The following is an 18492-nucleotide window of genomic DNA, read 5'->3' on the forward strand; positions in this document are numbered from 1 at the left end:
TTAACTTCTACTACCTCGGGTTTGTCGACATTTTTATCATATTCTAAAGGAATTTCAAAAAAGAATGTTGTGCCTTTACCTAGCTCACTCTTTAAGTAGATTTTTCCTTTAAGAATCTGAATTAGTCCTTTTACAATAGATAAGCCTAAACCAGTTCCGCCATATTTTCTGTTGATTTGTACAGAGCCTTGAGAGAAACTCTCAAACATGTGATCTTGTTTTCTTTTGTAATACCAATACCATTATCTTCAATTTCGAAGCGAAGACTGTACATATTGTCTTTTAGATCAACTTTGTACGCTCTCACCCAGATGTCACCATCTTTTGTGAATTTAATAGCATTTCCAAGTAGGTTAATTAAGATTTGGGAAATCTTTAATTGGTCACCAACAAATGTTTCTGGTAAACCATTTTCATACTCAAAATGAATTTGAGTATCCTGATCTTTTGCTGAATTACTAAGTGCTGAGATTACATTTTCTAATTTATTTTTAAGGTTAAAATGTTCAGGGTCAATTTCAACTTTATTGGCTTCAATTTTATTAATTTGAAGGATATCATTAATAAAAGTTAATAGATATTCTCCTGAGAATTTTAAGGATTTCAAATGTGGAATTTGATGTTCCTTAGGCTCTTCATCCAATAACATATTAGTAAGTCCTGTTACAGCATACAATGGTGTACGTAACTCATGGGTAACTGTAGATAAGAAATTAGCTTTCGTTTTAGAGGCTAATTCTGCTTTTTCTTTTGCAACAATAAGCTCATCATTCTTTTTATGAAGCATAGTGTTGGTGTTCAGTCTTATGTTATTGTTCTTGTATAAGGATAATGTTAATAATGATAAGATAGTAATTAATGCAATACTTAGTATTGTTGTAATCCTGGTAAATGCACTATCTGCTTTTACTTCATCAATTTGTGCTTTTAATTGTGCATTTTTAGCATCATTATAATTGCTAATATTTTGACCAGATATTCCTGGCACTAAGTTTTCGCGCTTAATGTTTAATATTGAGTCTGATAAATGAATGTGCTTTTTAATATAGTAATGAGAATTTTTGTAATCTTCATTTTTTTCATGAATATCACTTAGCGTTAAATATGCCTCATTTATATTCTCTATATTTTTTAGTGATTGCGCTATGGCTAAACCTTCTTCAGTTTGAGATAGTGCCATCTTTGGATTTTTTAGTGCGTAATAAACTTTTCCGCTTTGAATTAATGCACTACTAAGTCGACGATTTTGATCGTATTTTTTAGCTATAATAATCGTTTTTTCAAGCTTTGTTTTAGCTTCTTCGTAACGTTTTAGCAAGATGAAAACCTTGGCCTCGTTTAATGTGACTTCAGAAGTGTATTCTTCTAAGTTTTCTTGCTCAAATAGGTTTTTTGCGGAATTGAAATATTCTAATGCATTTTCGTATTCTCTTTCAGTACTATGAATTACACCTTTAATATTGTAAGTTATGGCAAGATTACCATAATCATTGTTATCTCTTTGAAGTTGAATGGCTTTACTAATTGAAATATTAGCTTGGTCTTTCTCGTTAACTAAGAATTGAACTTTAGCAATTTTGGTGTGAATTTTACCTTGACTAGATTTATCGTCAATTTTTTCTGCAATAGCTAGCGCTTTGTCTAAGTTGTCTTTAGCGTTATAGTAGTTGCCGCGATCATTGTCTAATGTAGCTTGGTCTAAACGATTTTGAAGCCGTAACACAAGTATGTCTTCATCTTCTACGTCATTTTGTTGTGAGAAAATTACACTACAAAAACATGCAAAAAAAACAAATATGTAGTATTTGATCTGGGACATTAAGCTCAGTTTGATTTGAGCAAATATAATTATTTATTCGATAAAAGTGATTATTTGTCGGTTAAATTGCAGATTAAATCTAGGATCCTCGAACTATAACCAGTCTCATTATCATACCATCCTACTATTTTTACCATATTGCCTATTACAGAGGTCATCTGTGCATCAAAGATACACGAGTGCGGATTACCAACAATATCAATAGACACAATAGGATCTTCAGTGTATTCTAAGATGCCTTTTAGTTCATTGTCGGCAGCGTTTTTAAAGATCTCGTTAACCTCTTTTATCGAGGTAGATTTGTTAACATTTATGGTTATATCGGTCAATGAACCGTTTGCAACAGGCACTCTAATACCACAGCCTCCAATAACATCTGATAACTCTGGGAAAATTTTTGTCAAAGCTTTTGCGGCTCCAGTAGTTGTTGGTACAATGGATTGGCCTGCAGCTCTTGCGCGTCTTAAATCTTTATGAGGCTGATCGTGTAAACTTTGATCTGTAGTGTAAGAATGTATTGTCGTTATATATGCTTGCTTTATGCCTAAATGCTCCTGTATTAAGGAAATCATTGGTGCAGCATTATTAGTTGTGCAAGACGCATTAGATAAAATGGTTTCTGTGCCATCTATACTATGGTCGTTTACGCCTAATACAATTGTTTTAATATCATCTTCAAGAGCAGGAACCGATAAAATAACACGTTTAGCACCATTTGTAATATGATGCTCAAGTTCTGCCTTTGTTTTAAATTTCCCTGTAGATTCTATAACAAAGTCGGGTTGAACTTTTGACCAGTCTAACGTTTTTGGATGTGATTCTCTATATAACGGAATTGAAATGCCATTCACAATAATATGATCTTCATCAAATGAAACAGGCTCTTTTAAAACCCCATGAATACTATCATATTTTAATAAATGACTTAAGGTTCTTGTATCAGCTAAATCATTTACTCCAACGACTTGTATTTGCGGATGCTCCATGGCTAGCCTAAAAACACGACGACCAATTCTACCAAAACCGTTAATGGCTATAGTAATCATTAATTAATATGTTTTTGAGCTTTGTAAGAAGATCTTACTAACGCGCTACTTTCTACATGTCTAAAACCTAATTCTAATCCAATTTCTTCATACTCTTTAAATTGATCTGGATTAATAAATTGTTTTACAGGTAAATGCTTTTTACTTGGTTGTAAATATTGACCAATAGTAACAACATCAACGTCATGGTCTCTTAAGTCGTGAAGTGTTTGAATTACTTCTTCGCGTTCTTCTCCTAAACCTAACATAATACCAGATTTGGTTCTGCGTTGCCCTTGTGATTTTAAATATTTTAAAACCCCAAGACTACGGTCATATTTTGCTTGTATTCTAACCTCTCGAGTTAAACGTCTTACGGTTTCAATGTTATGAGAAACGACTTCTGGAGCAACATCTATAATACGATCAATGTGTTTTTCTATACCTTGAAAATCAGGAATAAGTGTTTCTAATGTGGTTTCCGGATTCATGCGTCGTACTGCTTTTACAGTTTCTTCCCACATAATACTTCCCATATCTTTAAGGTCATCGCGATCTACACTTGTTAAAACTGCATGCTTAATTTGCATTAGTTTTATAGAACGTGCTACTTTTTCTGGCTCATCCCAATCAACCGTCTCTGGTCGTCCGGTTTTTACACCACAAAATCCACAAGAACGTGTACATACGTTTCCTAAAATCATAAAGGTAGCTGTGCCTTCTCCCCAACATTCTCCCATGTTTGGGCAGCTTCCAGACGTACAAATGGTATTTAGTTTATATTTATCTACTAAACTTCTAAGTTCTGTGTATTTTTTGCCTGTAGGTAATTTTACTCTTAACCATTTGGGCTTTCGTTCTGGTAAAATATTTGAAGCAACTTTCGTTTCCATGCAATTATAAATTTCAAGAAACAAAGATACAAAGTAAATAATTAAAATAGTCTTTTGAAAGGGAGAGAGGGAAATATGAAACACAAATTAATTGCGACTTAAATCGATAAATTAGTCAATGTGGTTATGTGTTAAGAGCATTAGCTTTTAGTAATAATAGCAGCTAATAATTTTTTTGCTCTAAGAAGTTTTACTTTTACGTTATTAATAGGTTCGTTGAGTTCTTCCGAAATCTCTTTGTAACTTAATTCTCTAAAATATCTTAAGTTTATAACTTCCTGATAATGGGGTTTTAGCTTTTTTATGTCTCGTAAAAGATTGGCAAGATTTTGTTCTGTTATAATCTTATCTTCAGGAGTGGGCGAATTATCAATAATATCAAAATAATGGTCTTCATTATCTTTAGAAGTATTATTGATTGTGTTTTTCTGTTTTCGAACTAAATCAATATGAATATTCTTAGAAATTGTTATAAGCCAAGTTTTAAATTTATAATCTTCATTATACGTGTCAATCTTATCAAAAGCTCTAGAAAATGTCTGAATGGTAATATCTTCAGCGTCATTTTCATTTAAGGTACGTTTTAGTTGAAACGCATAAACGTCATTCCAATACGTGTCTAAGAGAAAATTGAATGCAATTTGGTTGTTGTCTTTGGCTTTACTTATGGCTTCTTTTACTTCCAATGTTTTGGCTTAGATATCAGATTAGCTATAAAGATACTTAATTGTGTAGTAATAAGAAATAATTCTAAAATTGGCATAAGGATAATGAGGTCTGTTTCTTCAAACTTTTTTGCTGTAAACCCGAAGCAGAACCATTGAATAATAAGGCGTAAGCCGATTAATGATACAATTAATGGCCAAGAAAACCCTATGATTAAAAGTGAAATTCCAAAAATCCAGAATAATAATTGCGTGATATAGAATACCCCTAATAAGACTTTATGATTCAATTTATAAAAATTAGCCGTACTAATATGTCTTCTTTTCTGAAGAATCCATGCTTTAAACGTTGTTTTAGGTTCCGAAACAGTGAAACTTTCTTTTGTGAAACAAAGCGATGTGTTTGATGTGTTAGCGACTTCATTAATAAACAAATCATCATCACCAGATTTAATAGACATATGACTATTAAACCCACAATTATTAAAGAATAAGTCTTTTCTATATGCCATATTGCGACCAACTCCCATATAAGGTAATCCGACATTGGCGTACGAAAAATACTGTAAAGCAGTCATTACGGTTTCAAACCGTATCAGTTTGTTTAAGAGTGAAAACTTCTTTTTAGCATAAGCTCCATAACCTAAAACAATAGATTTCTCGTTAGAAAAATTACTGCTTATTTGCTCTAACCATTTTTTAGAGTTTGGTGTACAATCAGCATCCGTAAATACTAAGAAATCGTGTTTAGAGACTTTTATGCCTAAAGTCAGTGCATATTTTTTATTTCCCCAAAAGGCCTCATTAACTTTTACATCAACGAGCTTAATATTATCGTTTTCAGCCTCAAAAGTCTTCATGATTTCTAGTGTATCGTCAAACGAACTATCGTTAACTAAAACAATTTCGAAATTTGAATACTCTTGATTTAATATTAATGGAATATTTTTTTTAGATTTTCAGCTTCATTTTTTGCGCAAATTATAATAGAAACTGGAATATGCTTTTTGAGTCGCGTTTCGGCAGGTTTGATGCTGAAAGCGAAAAGAAAACTAAGATAATATGTAACTTGAATACTAACAACTGCAATAAATGCATAACATAGTATTGAGGGAATGGTCATTAATGCCTAAGAATGTTGAGGTTCGCTACAGTCTTTATATTCCTCAGGTGATTTTCCGCAAAAACCACAAGCTTCACCATCTTTATTTAGCATTGGGTTTTGGCTCGCACAAGTACCCGCAAATTTACCGTCTTTTTTTGCCCATATTTTTATTGCGATTCCTGCTACGGCTAAAGCTAATAATCCTAATGTAAGTAATAGTAATTTCATCTGTTCAGATCTAATATTTATTAATTTCCAGATGGAACATCTTTAACAATTCCAGTTTGATTCTTAATCTGAAATTAAAGATGCTTCACGTCAATGTTTCAATTTAGTGCAAAGATAATGCTTTTACATTTATTCTATACTTATTTTGGTGTGACTTAACTTGTTGAATCTGTGTCTTATTACTAAATAAATATTTTTTACTAACTGATTAAACAAAGAATTATGAAAAAATTATTCGCTGAGTTCTTCGGAACATTTTGGCTTGTATTTGGTGGTTGTGGTAGTGCTATATTCGCTGCTGGCTTCCCTGAATTAGGAATCGGGTTTCTAGGTGTTGCTTTAGCATTTGGTCTTACAGTATTAACAATGGCTTTTGCTGTTGGTCACATTTCTGGAGGTCATTTTAATCCTGCTGTATCAATAGGTCTTTGGGCCGGAGGAAAGTTTGAAGCTAAAGATGTATTAGGTTATGTCATTGCCCAAGTGGTTGGGGCTATTGCTGCCGCTGGTGTTTTATATCTAATAGTGTCGGGTAAAACAGGTTTTGATGGAGTAGGTGGTTTTGCTGCCAATGGTTATGATGAGTTGTCGCCAGGTGGCTTTAGTATGATGTCTGCTTTGGTAGCAGAGGTTGTTTTAACAGCTTTCTTTTTAATTGTTATCTTAGGAAGTACAAGTTTGAAAGTTCCTAAGGGTTTTGCTCCAATTGCTATTGGATTGGCTCTAACGTTAATTCACTTAATAAGTATTCCAATAACAAATACATCTGTGAATCCTGCAAGATCATTAAGTCAGGCTATATTTGCTGATGGTGCTTATTTATCGCAAGTTTGGTTGTTTTGGGTGGCTCCAATTGCAGGTGCTATTATCGGTGGTGTCATCCACAAAACCTTATTTGAGAAAGCGTAACCTTTTTCGATTTTGAACAAAAAAGAGGCGCAATTTTAATTGCGCCTCTTTTTTTGGATTAATTAACTAAATTTAATTTCCTTTTAAAGAAATTTCAGCCACTTCAGTGTCGTTTTCATTTGTGTTATCTCCTTTAGTACCAATTTTAATACTAAGAGCTAATGCATCTTCCATGTATGGAATTTGTTTCAACTTACGATCAGATTCGTCTAAAATACCTAAGTTAACCATTCGGTCTTGTAACTCTGCCCAAATTTGATATTGTTGTTCTTTTGGTAATTGAGGTAATGTAATAACATCAATCATAGATGTTTTTTCAACTGGATTAATGTACGCTACTGTTTTTAAGTTTTTAGCACGTTCATTACCATTAATAACATACTTTCTTGAATCTGGATTGTTAAGTTTCAATAATTCTCTAGATAGCTCGTCTAATTTAGAATTGTTGCTTTCAATATCACTTCTTAGGTCATAAATTTCTTCAACAACAACATTGTTTTCACTATTTAGTTGTATGTTTTTTTGATAAAGCATAAACGAAGTTGCGGCAAATAATATAGCTGCTGCACTCGCAGCAACACTATACCAAGCCGTTTTTCGCTTTTGTACTAATGAAATTACCTTAGTTTCTTCTGCTTTAGTCTGATTAGTTTCTTCTAAGGATTCTAAAATGTCTTCTAAAATGTTTTTAGGAACTTCAATAGCTCCTGCTTTTGTTACAATTTCTAAATTATCTTGAAGTTTTTCGTATGCTTGAGCGACCTCTGGATAAGTAGAAATAAAGTGTTCAACTTCTTTAGATTCTTCCAAAGAAGTGTCTCCAACCAAATACTTATTAAGTAGGTTAGAATTTAAAAAGTTGTGTAATTTGTTTTCCATGATCAAATAATTTATGGATTATAGACTTTTTTCAGTTCTCGCAATCCTATTTTTAATCTAGATTTAATAGTACCAAGCGGAATGTCTAATTCATCACTTGCTTCTTGTTGTGTCATCCCTTGAAAAAACAAGGCGTCTAACACAATTTGATATTTTTCTTCTAGTTTCCCAACATGTTCTTTGATGTCCATGACATCTTGATTAAAGTTTGTTGTTGGTAAGATATATACGTTAGATGTTTCAATTTGGACTTCCTTATGAAATCGATTATTAAAACTTCGTAATTTATCTATAGCTGTATTCCTTGCAATACGAAACAACCAAGTAAAGAGTTTTGCTTTAGAAGGATCATATTTTGAAGCATTCTTCCATACCTTAATAAAGGTTTCTTGCAAGGCATCTTGCGCAACTTCTTCATTAATTGTGATTTTTAAGATGACACCATAAAGACTATTAGAATAGTTTTCATAAAGTAAATTCAAAGCGCGCTTATCCCCTTTTTGAAGATAAGCGATAATAGTTTGTTCTGTAGGTGTTATACTCAAAGTGTTAAAGTCTTAAGTCTTAGATGTTTTAAACGTCCAAATCAATTTTCTGAACGTAAATATAATTAAATACACCTTATAGGTGCTCAATATATAGTATTAGAATGATTTTATCTTCGTAAGAGGTTGATTAATAGCGTTTTCAAATAAAAGATTATTCTAAATTCAAAAGTCGCAATTTTTTATTGTGACTTTTGTTTTATATGATATTTACTTCAGTTTCGATTGTAATATTAAATAATCGCTTTACTGTTTTTTGAATTAATTGTGCTAATTCAAAAATTTCTTTCCCACTGGCATTACCGTAATTAACTAAAACTAAGGCTTGTTTACTATGAACACCATAGTCATTAAAGCGTTTACCTTTAAATCCGGCTTTTTCAATAAGCCATCCAGCAGGGATTTTTATAGCTTCATCTGATATTTTATAAGAAGGGACATCTGGAAAATCACGCTCTAATTCAATAAACGCTTTAGCTGAAATAATAGGGTTCTTAAAAAAGCTACCACTATTACCAATCTCTTTTGGATCTGGTAACTTACTTTGTCTTATCGCAATAACAGCATTTGAAACATCCTGAATTGTTGGTTCAGTTATTCCATTAGCGTTTAATTCGTTTTTAATAACGCCGTAATCTGTGTGTAAGTTATGCTTAGACTTTGTTAGCTCAATATTAACACTTGTAATGATGTATTGCCCTTTTAAATCTTGTTTGAAAATAGATTCTCTATAACCAAAATTACAATCAGATTTTGAAAATATTTTTACAGATTGATCGTCTATTTTTAGTGCTTCACAACTCACAAAGACATCTTTAAGCTCAACACCATAAGCACCAATATTTTGAATCGGAGCGGTTCCAATATTACCAGGAATTAAGGATAAGTTTTCTATACCTCCAAAATTGTGCTCCAAACACCATAGCACAAAATTGTGCCAGTTTTCACCAGCCATTGCTTTAATAATTACTGAATTTTCAGTTTCACTAAGAACTTCAATGCCTTTTAAATTAATATGAAGCACTAAGGCTTCAATATCTTTTGTTAACAACATATTGCTTCCTCCACCTAAAATAAATAAAGGAGTTTTATCATTATTTATTAAAACAGTACTAAGGTCTTCTATAGAGCTAATATCACAATAGGATTGTGCTTTAGCAGCGATACCAAAGGTATTAAATAGTTTTAAAGAAGCATTGCTGATAATCGTCATTAGTCTTTATATACTTTTAATGCTTCTTCTAAAATTTTAACAGCAATTTTTAAACTTTCGCTATTTAAAACATAAGCAATACGGATTTGGTTTAAGCCAACGCCAGGAGTCGAATAAAAACCAGCCGCAGGTGCTACCATTACAGTGTCGTTATTGTAATCAAAAGATTCTAAGAGCCATTTTGCAAAATGATCAGAGTTTTTTACCGGTAACTCGGCAATACAATAAAATGCTCCATTAGGTTTTGCAACTTTTACACCTTCGATTTTTTCTAATGCTGAAATTAGAGTATTTCTACGCTTTACGTATTCTTCTTTTACATCATCGAAATAACTTTGTGGAGTGTCTAATGCAGCTTCACTTGCTATTTGTGCTAGAGTAGGTGGACTCAATCGTGCTTGCGCAAATTTTAAAGCCGTTTTTATAAAGTCTTTATTTTTTGATACTAAATAGCCAATTCGTGCACCACACATGCTGTAGCGTTTAGAAACAGAATCAATAATAATAGCGTGTTCCTCTAAACCTGGTTCTTGTAAAATTGAATAATGTTCTACACCATCGTAAACAAATTCTCTATACACTTCATCAGCGATTAAAAATAAATCGTGTTTTTTTACAATGGCTGCAAGTTGTTTTATTTCTTCTTTTGAATATAAGTAACCTGTAGGATTACCTGGATTGCAAATTAATATAGCTTTAGTCTTTGGTGTAATTAATTTTTCAAACTCTTCAATTGGAGGTAATGCGAAATTATCTTCAATTTTGGAAATAACAGGGACTACATTCACGCCAGAAGCTGTTGAAAAGCCGTTGTAATTAGCATAAAATGGCTCCGGAATGATAATTTCATCACCTTCATCCATAATGCTACCAAAAGCAAATAAAAGCGCTTCACTTCCTCCTGTGGTAACAATAATGTCATTGTGTGAAACCTCTATTGAATTTCGTTTGTAATAGTCGGCAATTTTTATTCTATAGCTCTCCGCACCTTCAGATCTGCTATAGGCTATAGTTTCTAGTGTGTTATTTTTTATAGCATCTAATGCTACTTGTGGCGTTTTTATATCGGGCTGACCAATATTTAGGTAGTAAATATTTTTTCCTTTCTTTTGAGCTTCTTCAGCATAAGGAACCAATTTTCTAATTGGCGATTCTGGCATGTGGATGCCTTTATTTGATATTGATGGCATTGTGTCTCGGTTTTAAAATGCTAAGTTCTGAAAATTCTTAAAGTTTAAAGGTAAAAAAGTATAAAAAAAAGAGCCTTCAAATTGAAAGCTCATTTCTTTAAATTTATATGAGGATGCTCAATTATTGCTCAAGCATACTTTTACTTTTCTTTTCTAAAACGCTAGTCTTATTAGAATCTACGACTAGTCCTTTTATTTTTAATGCTACTGTTGGAGTTTCCGCATTAGAAAAAACAGTAATGGTCTTTCTAATTGGGTTTACTCTTTTTGTATCATATTTTACTTCTATCTCACCTGTTTCGCCTGGCATTATAGGTCCTTTAGGTTTTTTAGGTACTGTACAACCGCAAGTCGATTTTACATTAGAAATTACCAATGGAGCATCTCCTGTATTTGTAAACTCAAATACTCTTACTCCGTCTGCACCTTTTTCAATGGTACCATAATCTATAACGTCGGTCTTAAATTCAATTTTTGCTACTTTTTCTTGAGCAAAAGAACCTAGACTCATTAATCCGACAAATAATACTGCTATTAAATTTTTCATCATTTTTAATTTTAAAATTGATTAGTCAAAACTAGTTACTTTTTCCCTTGTAACAAAATTTATTAGATGTAATACACTTCATTTAACAGAATTTTTGGCTTTAAAACCTATATTCTTACACTAATAATTTTTCGAAAAAGGAATTATAAGTACTTTTGGCAGTTATATTACAAAAACAATACCAAACATGGAAATTCCTTCTAAATATAATGCGTCTTCAATAGAGAATAAGTGGTACGACTACTGGATGGAGCACAAGTACTTTCATTCTAAACCAGACGAAAGAGAACCTTATACCATTGTAATTCCTCCACCAAACGTTACGGGGATATTACACATGGGACATATGTTGAATAATACGATTCAAGATGTCTTAATTCGTCGTGCACGTTTATTAGGTAAAAATGCGTGTTGGGTGCCTGGTACAGACCATGCCTCAATAGCAACAGAAGCTAAGGTTGTTGCCAAACTAAAGGAGCAAGGCATTGATAAAAATGATTTATCGCGTGAAGAGTTTTTAGAGCATGCTTGGGAGTGGACCGAAGAATACGGTGGAGTCATCTTAGAGCAACTTAAAAAATTAGGTTGTTCTTGCGATTGGGACAGAACTAAATTTACAATGGATGACGATATGTCTGAAGCTGTAATTAAAGTATTTGTTGATTTATACAATAAAGGTCTTATTTATAGAGGTTACCGAATGGTGAATTGGGATCCGGAAGCAAAAACCACCTTATCTGATGAAGAAGTCATTCATTTTGAAAAACAAGGTTTACTTTATTATTTAGAATATAAAGTTGAAGGTAGTGACGAAAAATTAACCATTGCAACCACACGACCAGAAACTATTTTTGGAGATACTGCTATTTGTATCAATCCAAATGATGAGCGTTTTACACATTTAAAAGGTAAGAAAGCTATTGTTCCTATTTGTGGACGTGTCATTCCTATTATTGAAGATGCGTATGTTGATGTTGAATTTGGTACAGGATGTTTAAAAGTAACACCTGCGCACGATGAGAATGATAAAGTTTTAGGGGATAAGCATCAATTAGAAGTTGTAGATATTTTTAATGCGGATGCGAGTTTAAATAGCTTTGGTATGCATTACGAAGGTCAAGATCGTTTTGTAGTTAGAAAAGCGATTACTAAAGAATTGGAAGAGGCTGGTATTTTAGTGAAAACTGAAAACCATATCAATAAAGTAGGAACATCAGAACGTACTAAAGCGGTGATCGAACCAAGATTGAGTGATCAATGGTTCTTAAAAATGGAAGATTTAGCACAGCCTGCTATTGATGCGGTTTTAAAAACTGGAGATGTGAAATTATTTCCTAAGAAATTTGAGAATACGTATCGTCATTGGATGGAGAATATTCGCGATTGGAATATTTCACGTCAGCTACTTTGGGGACAACAAATTCCTGCGTATTTCTATGGAGATGGAAAGGAAGATTTTGTAGTGGCTGAAAGCTTGGATGACGCTTTAGTTTTAGCAAAAAAGAAAACTAGCAACCAACAACTAACAACTAATGACTTAAAGCAAGATACCGATGCACTAGACACATGGTTCTCATCATGGCTTTGGCCAATGAGCGTGTTTGATGGTATTAGAAATCCTGAAAACGAAGAAATAAAGTACTATTATCCAACAAACGATTTAGTGACTGGTCCGGATATTTTATTTTTCTGGGTAGCACGTATGATAATTGCGGGTTATGAATATAGAGATGAAAAACCTTTTGAGAATGTTTACTTAACAGGGTTAGTTAGGGATAAACAACGACGTAAAATGTCGAAGTCTTTAGGGAATTCGCCTGATGCTTTAAAATTGATTGAAGATTATGGTGCCGATGGAGTTAGAGTTGGACTCTTATTAAGTTCAGCGGCTGGAAATGATTTAATGTTTGATGAAGATTTGTGTCAGCAAGGAAAGCAGTTCGCTAACAAGATTTGGAATGCTTTCAGATTAGTACAAGGTTGGGAGGTTGATAATTCTATTAGTCAACCAGAATCGAGCAAAATTGCTTTAGAATGGTTTGAGTCTAAATTTCAGAAAACACTTTTAGAAATTGAAGATCATTTTAGTAAGTATAGATTAAGTGATGCGTTAATGTCTACTTATAAGTTAATTTGGGATGATTTTGCATCATGGTTATTAGAGATTATAAAACCAGCATATCAACAACCGATTGATGCCAAAACATTAGAAAGTGTTAATGCTATTTTTGAAGATATTTTAAAGATTTTACATCCATTTATGCCATTCTTAACTGAAGAAATCTGGCATTACATTAAGGAGCGTTCTCCAGAAGAAGCCTTAATTATTTCGAAATGGCCAGAAGCGAAACCAATAAATGAAATGTTGATTTCAGAATTTGAATTTGCTTCAGAAGTTATTTCTGGATTAAGAAACATAAGAAAGCAAAAGAATATTGCGTTTAAAGATGCGATTGGTTTTTCTGTAGTGAATAACGAAAATGTAAATACTACGTTTGATGAAGTGATTTCAAAATTAGGAAACCTAGAGAGCTTCGATTATGTAACAGAAGCTGTTGAAGGTGCGTTGACGTATCGTGTAAAATCGAATGAGTACTTTATTCCAATGGAAGGCAGTATTGATATAGAGGCTGAAATTGAAAAGCTGACAGAAGAATTAAAATATACAGAGGGCTTTTTAAAATCTGTTCAAAAGAAATTATCTAACGAACGTTTTGTTGCTGGTGCACCTGAGCAAGTAGTCGCTTCCGAAAAACAAAAGAAGCTGATGCGTTGGCTAAGATTGAAACTATAAAATCTAGTTTAGCTAGTTTAAAGTAATGTTTACAACCTACAAGGTTTATAAAACCTTGTAGTTTTTTGTTTTTAAGATTATATAAAAAAGACGACTGTAAAAGGTGGTCTTTTTTAGTTACCACTCATTAATCTTATTACTATCCAGCTTCACAAAAATAAATAGTAAAATAGTAAAGCCCCAAAGTCCGGAGCCACCATAGCTAAAAAAGGGTAGTGGGATACCTACGGTTGGAATTAACCCCATAACCATACCTATGTTTATGGTGAAATGTACAAAAAGAATGGAAGCCACTCCATAGCCATACACACGACTAAATTGTGATTTTTGAGCTTCGGCTAAATATAAAACTCTCACAATAAGAAGTACAAATAAGATGACAACAAAGCTAGTGCCTACAAAACCCCATTCTTCTCCGACAGTACTAAAAATATAATCGGTATGTTGTTCTGGTACAAATTTCCCCGTGGTTCTTGTGCCTTGTAAGAAGCCTTTTCCTGAGATACCACCAGAACTTATGGCTTGTTCTGATTGGATAAGATTATACGCTTCTACTTTTTTCATGCGCTCTAATTTGGCTGGATCTTTTTCTAATCGTAACCAAAGGCTAATTCTATTTTGCTGATGTGCTTTTAAACCGTGTTCATAGAATAACTTTACTCCATAAGAAAACGCGACTGTGAAGATGAGTACAATAATATGTTGTAATACGGCACCTCTTTTTTTCTTCCTAAACAGATAAACGATAGTTATAATAACAGCCGCCGCAATTGCTGTTATTAAAATGCCGAATTTTAATGCTAAAACAGCCAATATGATTAACGATAAAGCTATAATTAAATAGACTTGTTGTAAGCCTTCACGATAAAAAACGAAGAAAAAGGCCAAATAAACGATGGTACTTCCTGCATCATTTTGAAGTAAGATTAATAAAGCCGGAATAAAGATTATAGCAGCAACCCTAAGCTGGTCTTTTATAGTCGTCATATTGGTTTGAAGGTCGCTTATATATTTAGCAACAGCCAAAGCAGTAGCGAATTTAGCGAATTCACTAGGTTGTATCGTCATACTACCGATTCCATACCAGGATCTTGCTCCATTTACATCTTTTCCAAAAATGAACAAACCTATTAAAGCTAGCATGGCGACCAAATATATGACACTAGCAAATTGTTCATAGAACTTAGCTTCAAACGAAAGGATTATAACAATAAGAGCGAAGGTTAGTCCAATAAATATAAGGTGTTTGCCGTAAAGTTGATCGGTGTCGAAATAGCTAGTTATTTCGCCAACATGAGAAGCTGACATGATATTAAAATACCCAAAACCAAGTAATAGTAAAAATAGAATAACGGTAATCCAATCGAATTTAAAGTGTCTTTGATTTTCTCTTAACATGAAGGATTACAATTTTACGTCGATTTGGTTCTGATTTTTTAAAGGATAATTTTCTTCAGTAGCATAATTTTCGATGACCTGAAGTCTGCTCTCTCCGTTAATTTTGAAAGGTTCTCCAGAGTATGGTTTCTTGTACTCGTCCTCTAAACTGTGGGTTAAAATCCACTTTTCCAAATCCGTTCTTGTAATATGACCTTTAATATGTTTTTCTATCATTAAACTTGCCATTTTTCCGGCAAAACGACCTCCCCAATATCCGTTTTCAACAAAAACAGCAATCGCAATTTTTGGGTTATCTTTAGGTGCAAATGCTACAAATATAGAGTGGTCTGTAAGTTGTGTTTTGACGCTATCTATTTTTATGAAATTTTCGGCAGTACCCGTTTTTCCACAAATATCAATGCCAGGAATTCTTATGTGTTTTGCTGTACCTTCGTTATAAACATCAAACATACCTTGTACAACTGGTTCAAAATGTTTCTTGTCAATAGTTGTGTATTTTGGAGTAGTGTATTTACTGTCTATTGTTTCTCCTTCAATATTTTTTATGATATGTGGCGTGTAGTAATAACCACGATTACCAATAGCAGCGACCATATTTGCTAACTGAATTGGTGTCGCTTCAACTTCTCCTTGTCCAATTGCATTCGAAACAATGTATGTAGATCCCCAACGATTATCTCCATACTGTCTGTCGTAATAATCACCATCAGGAATACGACCAGGTTGCCCTACGGATAAGTCATTATTCAAAAAATTTCCTAAGCCAAAACTTTTAGCATGATTTGCCCAAACGTTCATGCCTTCTCCAGCATCATCATATTTATCGACTATACGACGGTATACATTTACAAAATAAGCATTACAAGATTGTGCAATACCACCATTCATAGCAATTGGGCTTCTATGGTGGTGACAACCCGTTAAGCGTCTACTGCCATAATAATAACCCATTCTACAAGTGAACTTTTCGTCAACTGTAACAACATTTTCTTGTAATCCTATTAGAGCGTTGATGACTTTAAAAGGGGATCCAGGAGGATATTGCGCTTGTAAACCCCTATCAAAAGTGGGTTTGTTAACTTTATCTAAGAATAAACTTGAAAAATTCTTGTTACGCTCTCTTCCAACCAATAAATTAGGATTGTAACTTGGACCTGTTACCATAGCGAGTATTTCACCGCTGCTTGGATCTATAGCAACAATACCACCTCGTTTATGTTTCATTAATAGCTCTCCATAAGCTTGTAAATCTGAATCAATGGTAATAGTTACGTCTTTTCCTGGTTGAGGTAAGGTGTCTAGAGTTCCTTCTTTAAAAGGGCCTATGTTTTTATTAAATCGGTCTTTTTGTATAAACTTTATGCCTTTAACACCTCTTAAGGTTTCTTCATAGGTTTTTTCAATACCTTGTTTTCCGATAAGGTCACCTAATGTATAATAAGCGTCATTTTCAATAGTTTTCCGATTCACCTCACCAAGATCACCCAGAACATTGGCACCGATATTTGTTTGGTAAGAACGAAGTGAACGTTTTAGAATGTAGAAGCCTTCGAATTTTCTAATCTTTTCTTGAAGAACAGCATAATCTTTTTTAGAAAGTTGCGGAACAAAAGGAGATGGCAGTCTCGGAGAATAATGTGTTGCTTTTTCTAATTTGTTATCGTAATCTTCTCTTGTTATTTTTAAAAGATTACAGAACTCTTCAATTTGTAGAGAGTCTAAAGGAGCAACTTCTCTAGGAATAACCATAACATCATAGGATGGTTGGTTGGCTACTAATAATTTCCCGTTTCTATCGTACACATAGCCCCGTTTAGGATAGTTATATACTTTTCTAATGGCATTGTCTTCAAAGATGTTGTAGGCAGTGTTATCATACACCTGAAGATAAAATAGGCGTGCAATGAAAACGAGACCAACAAGGATCACAGTAGTTAAAAGTAGTAGTTTTCTCATTTTCGGTTTCGGCTAAAAAGAATTATAATCAGTACACTTAGTATTATAGTGAAAATACTAGAGAATAACGTCTTTTCTAAAACTAAAAGTATGCTAGAGATGTTAAATATTTCTAATGAGAATAAGATTGAATGATGAATTACGGTACCTAATGAAATATAAGTGATTAAACTACCAATATCTGTAGTGCTAAATTTTATACTTTGATGCTCGTACAGCATACCAAATGAGCTTTTTAATAGAATAGGTCTTATATATGCTAAACTAACAGCTGCTGCCGCGTGAACTCCTCCCGAATCAGAAAACAGATCTATTAACATACCTAACATAAAACTGAATAATAAAAGTGCTAATCGTTCTTCTCGTATAGGAAATAGAAAAATAAATATGATGTAGATGTATGGATTAATGTAACCTAGGAAATCGATATGATTACATATCAAAACCTGTACTAACAGTAGTAGAATAAATCTAACGATATTTATGCCTGCAACACTATTCATTATTGCTTTCTTCTAATAAACTAATTTCGGTACGATCTATATTTTCTAAAATATAAACGGTTCCAATGTTCGTCATGTCATTAAATAATTTTACTTGTATCGTATACGTATCTCCACTAATATCACTTTTAAAACTAGTAATAATTCCTATGCCAATTCCTTTAGGGAAAATTGAAGATTCGCCACCCGTCTGAATCGTATCTCCAACTTTTACAGGTGCAAATTGAGATACATCTTCTAATTGTACATAAATAGGTGATTTACCATTCCAAGTTAAAGAGCCAATGTGATTGGTGGATTTAATTTTCGCATTAATTTTACTTTTTACATTTAGAATAGATAATGCTGTGGAATATTTTTTTGATGTGTTGTCTATAATGCCTATAATTCCATTAGAAGTAATCACGCCAAAGTCGCGTTTTATACTATCGTTTTCACCTTTGTTTAAAGTAAGATAGTTGTTCGTTGAGGAATAACTGTTTTTGTAAACATTGGCTACAGTAACTCTATATTTTTCTTTTGCATACGTACTGTCAATAAATGTAGAATCTATAGTCGTATTCGTATTAAGCAATTGCTCTCTTAAACGTTGATTTTCTTCAGCGAGAATATCATTTTTAGTTTTCAGATCAAAATATTGGTCAACAGAATTCATGGTACCATAAACACCGCCAGTTAAAAAATTGGCTGAATTTATGAATTTACTCCTATGATAAGAATGCGATTGAATGGTTAAAGCTAAGGCAATACTAAAAAGCAATAAAAACAACAGAAATGTTTTGTTTCTTATAACAAAATTAAAAATTTGTTGCATTATTTA

General features: G+C 33.0%; 15 protein-coding genes and 2 pseudogenes. 2 read left to right on the forward strand and 15 right to left on the reverse strand.

Translation table 11 applies throughout. The annotated features are described in order from the left end of the window. Nucleotides 1-101: 101 nt before the first annotated feature. The 6 genes and pseudogenes from ADIWIN_RS03910 to ADIWIN_RS03935 form a co-directional block, all read right to left on the reverse strand. Nucleotides 102-1819, reverse strand: a pseudogene (locus ADIWIN_RS03910) (tetratricopeptide repeat-containing sensor histidine kinase); the annotation flags it as partial. A 50-nt stretch (nucleotides 1820-1869) separates the two neighbouring features. Beyond that, nucleotides 1870-2865: a type I glyceraldehyde-3-phosphate dehydrogenase gene (gene gap / locus ADIWIN_RS03915; protein WP_020895371.1), complete on the reverse strand. Its 996-nt coding sequence runs from the start codon at nucleotides 2863-2865 to the stop codon at nucleotides 1870-1872. Continuing rightward, a complete protein-coding gene (gene lipA, locus ADIWIN_RS03920) occupies nucleotides 2865-3737 on the reverse strand; it encodes a lipoyl synthase (RefSeq protein ID WP_020895372.1) in 873 nt (290 codons plus the stop codon). Before lipA ends, gap begins: the two co-directional genes overlap by 1 nt. A gap of 140 nt (nucleotides 3738-3877) precedes the next feature. Then, a complete protein-coding gene (locus ADIWIN_RS03925; protein WP_020895373.1) occupies nucleotides 3878-4423 on the reverse strand; it encodes an RNA polymerase sigma factor in 546 nt (181 codons plus the stop codon). After that, complete coding sequence (locus tag ADIWIN_RS03930) at nucleotides 4414-5346, reverse strand: glycosyltransferase (protein ID WP_316929623.1); 933 nt, start codon at nucleotides 5344-5346, stop codon at nucleotides 4414-4416. The genes ADIWIN_RS03925 and ADIWIN_RS03930 overlap by 10 nt, the downstream gene beginning before the upstream one ends. A 185-nt stretch (nucleotides 5347-5531) precedes the next feature. After that, the gene (locus tag ADIWIN_RS03935) at nucleotides 5532-5735 is read right to left on the reverse strand and encodes a hypothetical protein (protein WP_020895375.1); all 204 of its coding nucleotides are present in this window, start codon (nucleotides 5733-5735) and stop codon (nucleotides 5532-5534) included. Nucleotides 5736-5957: 222 nt separating this feature from the next. Here ADIWIN_RS03935 and aqpZ point away from each other — a divergent pair, with 222 nt between their 5' ends. Next, the gene (gene aqpZ / locus ADIWIN_RS03940) at nucleotides 5958-6644 is read left to right on the forward strand and encodes an aquaporin Z (protein ID WP_020895376.1); all 687 of its coding nucleotides are present in this window, start codon (nucleotides 5958-5960) and stop codon (nucleotides 6642-6644) included. 72 nt (nucleotides 6645-6716) lie between these two features. On the opposite strand, the gene ADIWIN_RS03945 is transcribed toward aqpZ, so the two are convergent. The 5 genes from ADIWIN_RS03945 to ADIWIN_RS03965 all read right to left on the reverse strand — a co-directional run bounded on the left by ADIWIN_RS03945 (nucleotide 6717) and on the right by ADIWIN_RS03965 (nucleotide 11018). Further along, on the reverse strand, nucleotides 6717-7523 hold the full coding sequence (locus tag ADIWIN_RS03945) for an anti-sigma factor (protein WP_020895377.1): 807 nt from the start codon (nucleotides 7521-7523) through the stop codon (nucleotides 6717-6719). A gap of 11 nt (nucleotides 7524-7534) precedes the next feature. After that, nucleotides 7535-8068: an RNA polymerase sigma factor gene (locus ADIWIN_RS03950; RefSeq protein WP_020895378.1), complete on the reverse strand. Its 534-nt coding sequence runs from the start codon at nucleotides 8066-8068 to the stop codon at nucleotides 7535-7537. Between the two features lie 199 nt (nucleotides 8069-8267). Beyond that, nucleotides 8268-9281, reverse strand: coding sequence for a UDP-N-acetylmuramate dehydrogenase (gene murB / locus ADIWIN_RS03955; RefSeq protein WP_020895379.1), 1014 nt, complete (start codon nucleotides 9279-9281; stop codon nucleotides 8268-8270). After that, on the reverse strand, nucleotides 9281-10471 hold the full coding sequence (locus ADIWIN_RS03960; protein WP_020895380.1) for a pyridoxal phosphate-dependent aminotransferase: 1191 nt from the start codon (nucleotides 10469-10471) through the stop codon (nucleotides 9281-9283). Before ADIWIN_RS03960 ends, murB begins: the two co-directional genes overlap by 1 nt. 121 nt (nucleotides 10472-10592) lie before the next feature. After that, nucleotides 10593-11018: a DUF1573 domain-containing protein gene (locus ADIWIN_RS03965; RefSeq protein ID WP_020895381.1), complete on the reverse strand. Its 426-nt coding sequence runs from the start codon at nucleotides 11016-11018 to the stop codon at nucleotides 10593-10595. Between the two features lie 187 nt (nucleotides 11019-11205). Here ADIWIN_RS03965 and ADIWIN_RS03970 point away from each other — a divergent pair. Further along, nucleotides 11206-13838, forward strand: a pseudogene (locus tag ADIWIN_RS03970) (valine--tRNA ligase). A 91-nt stretch (nucleotides 13839-13929) separates the two neighbouring features. Here ADIWIN_RS03970 and rodA read toward each other — a convergent pair. Genes rodA through mreC form a run of 4 tightly spaced genes read right to left on the reverse strand, consistent with a single transcriptional unit; the run spans nucleotide 13930 to nucleotide 18486 of the window. Then, nucleotides 13930-15210 carry a rod shape-determining protein RodA gene (gene rodA, locus ADIWIN_RS03975; protein ID WP_020895383.1) on the reverse strand — a complete coding sequence of 427 codons (1281 nt, stop codon included), beginning with the start codon at nucleotides 15208-15210 and terminating at the stop codon, nucleotides 13930-13932. A 6-nt stretch (nucleotides 15211-15216) separates the two neighbouring features. Then, the gene (mrdA, locus tag ADIWIN_RS03980; RefSeq protein WP_020895384.1) at nucleotides 15217-17169 is read right to left on the reverse strand and encodes a penicillin-binding protein 2; all 1953 of its coding nucleotides are present in this window, start codon (nucleotides 17167-17169) and stop codon (nucleotides 15217-15219) included. Then, on the reverse strand, nucleotides 17166-17672 hold the full coding sequence (mreD, locus tag ADIWIN_RS03985) for a rod shape-determining protein MreD (RefSeq protein WP_020895385.1): 507 nt from the start codon (nucleotides 17670-17672) through the stop codon (nucleotides 17166-17168). The genes mrdA and mreD overlap by 4 nt, the downstream gene beginning before the upstream one ends. Next, nucleotides 17665-18486: a rod shape-determining protein MreC gene (mreC, locus tag ADIWIN_RS03990; RefSeq protein WP_020895386.1), complete on the reverse strand. Its 822-nt coding sequence runs from the start codon at nucleotides 18484-18486 to the stop codon at nucleotides 17665-17667. Before mreC ends, mreD begins: the two co-directional genes overlap by 8 nt. Nucleotides 18487-18492 lie beyond the last annotated feature (6 nt).

This window comes from Winogradskyella psychrotolerans RS-3 (assembly GCF_000427335.1).
Classification (GTDB): Bacteria; Bacteroidota; Bacteroidia; order Flavobacteriales; family Flavobacteriaceae; genus Winogradskyella; species Winogradskyella psychrotolerans.

Bases quoted from the DNA above. Each gene is read 5' to 3' on its own strand.
- gap (WP_020895371.1), bottom strand. From the start codon at position 2,865: ATGATTACTATAGCCATTAACGGTTTTGGTAGAATTGGTCGTCGTGTT.
- lipA (WP_020895372.1), bottom strand. From the start codon at position 3,737: ATGGAAACGAAAGTTGCTTCAAATATTTTACCAGAACGAAAGCCCAAA.
- ADIWIN_RS03935 (WP_020895375.1), bottom strand. From the start codon at position 5,735: ATGAAATTACTATTACTTACATTAGGATTATTAGCTTTAGCCGTAGCA.
- aqpZ (WP_020895376.1), top strand. From the start codon at position 5,958: ATGAAAAAATTATTCGCTGAGTTCTTCGGAACATTTTGGCTTGTATTT.
- ADIWIN_RS03945 (WP_020895377.1), bottom strand. From the start codon at position 7,523: ATGGAAAACAAATTACACAACTTTTTAAATTCTAACCTACTTAATAAG.
- murB (WP_020895379.1), bottom strand. From the start codon at position 9,281: ATGACGATTATCAGCAATGCTTCTTTAAAACTATTTAATACCTTTGGT.
- ADIWIN_RS03960 (WP_020895380.1), bottom strand. From the start codon at position 10,471: ATGCCATCAATATCAAATAAAGGCATCCACATGCCAGAATCGCCAATT.
- ADIWIN_RS03965 (WP_020895381.1), bottom strand. From the start codon at position 11,018: ATGAAAAATTTAATAGCAGTATTATTTGTCGGATTAATGAGTCTAGGT.
- rodA (WP_020895383.1), bottom strand. From the start codon at position 15,210: ATGTTAAGAGAAAATCAAAGACACTTTAAATTCGATTGGATTACCGTT.
- mrdA (WP_020895384.1), bottom strand. From the start codon at position 17,169: ATGAGAAAACTACTACTTTTAACTACTGTGATCCTTGTTGGTCTCGTT.
- mreD (WP_020895385.1), bottom strand. From the start codon at position 17,672: ATGAATAGTGTTGCAGGCATAAATATCGTTAGATTTATTCTACTACTG.
- mreC (WP_020895386.1), bottom strand. From the start codon at position 18,486: ATGCAACAAATTTTTAATTTTGTTATAAGAAACAAAACATTTCTGTTG.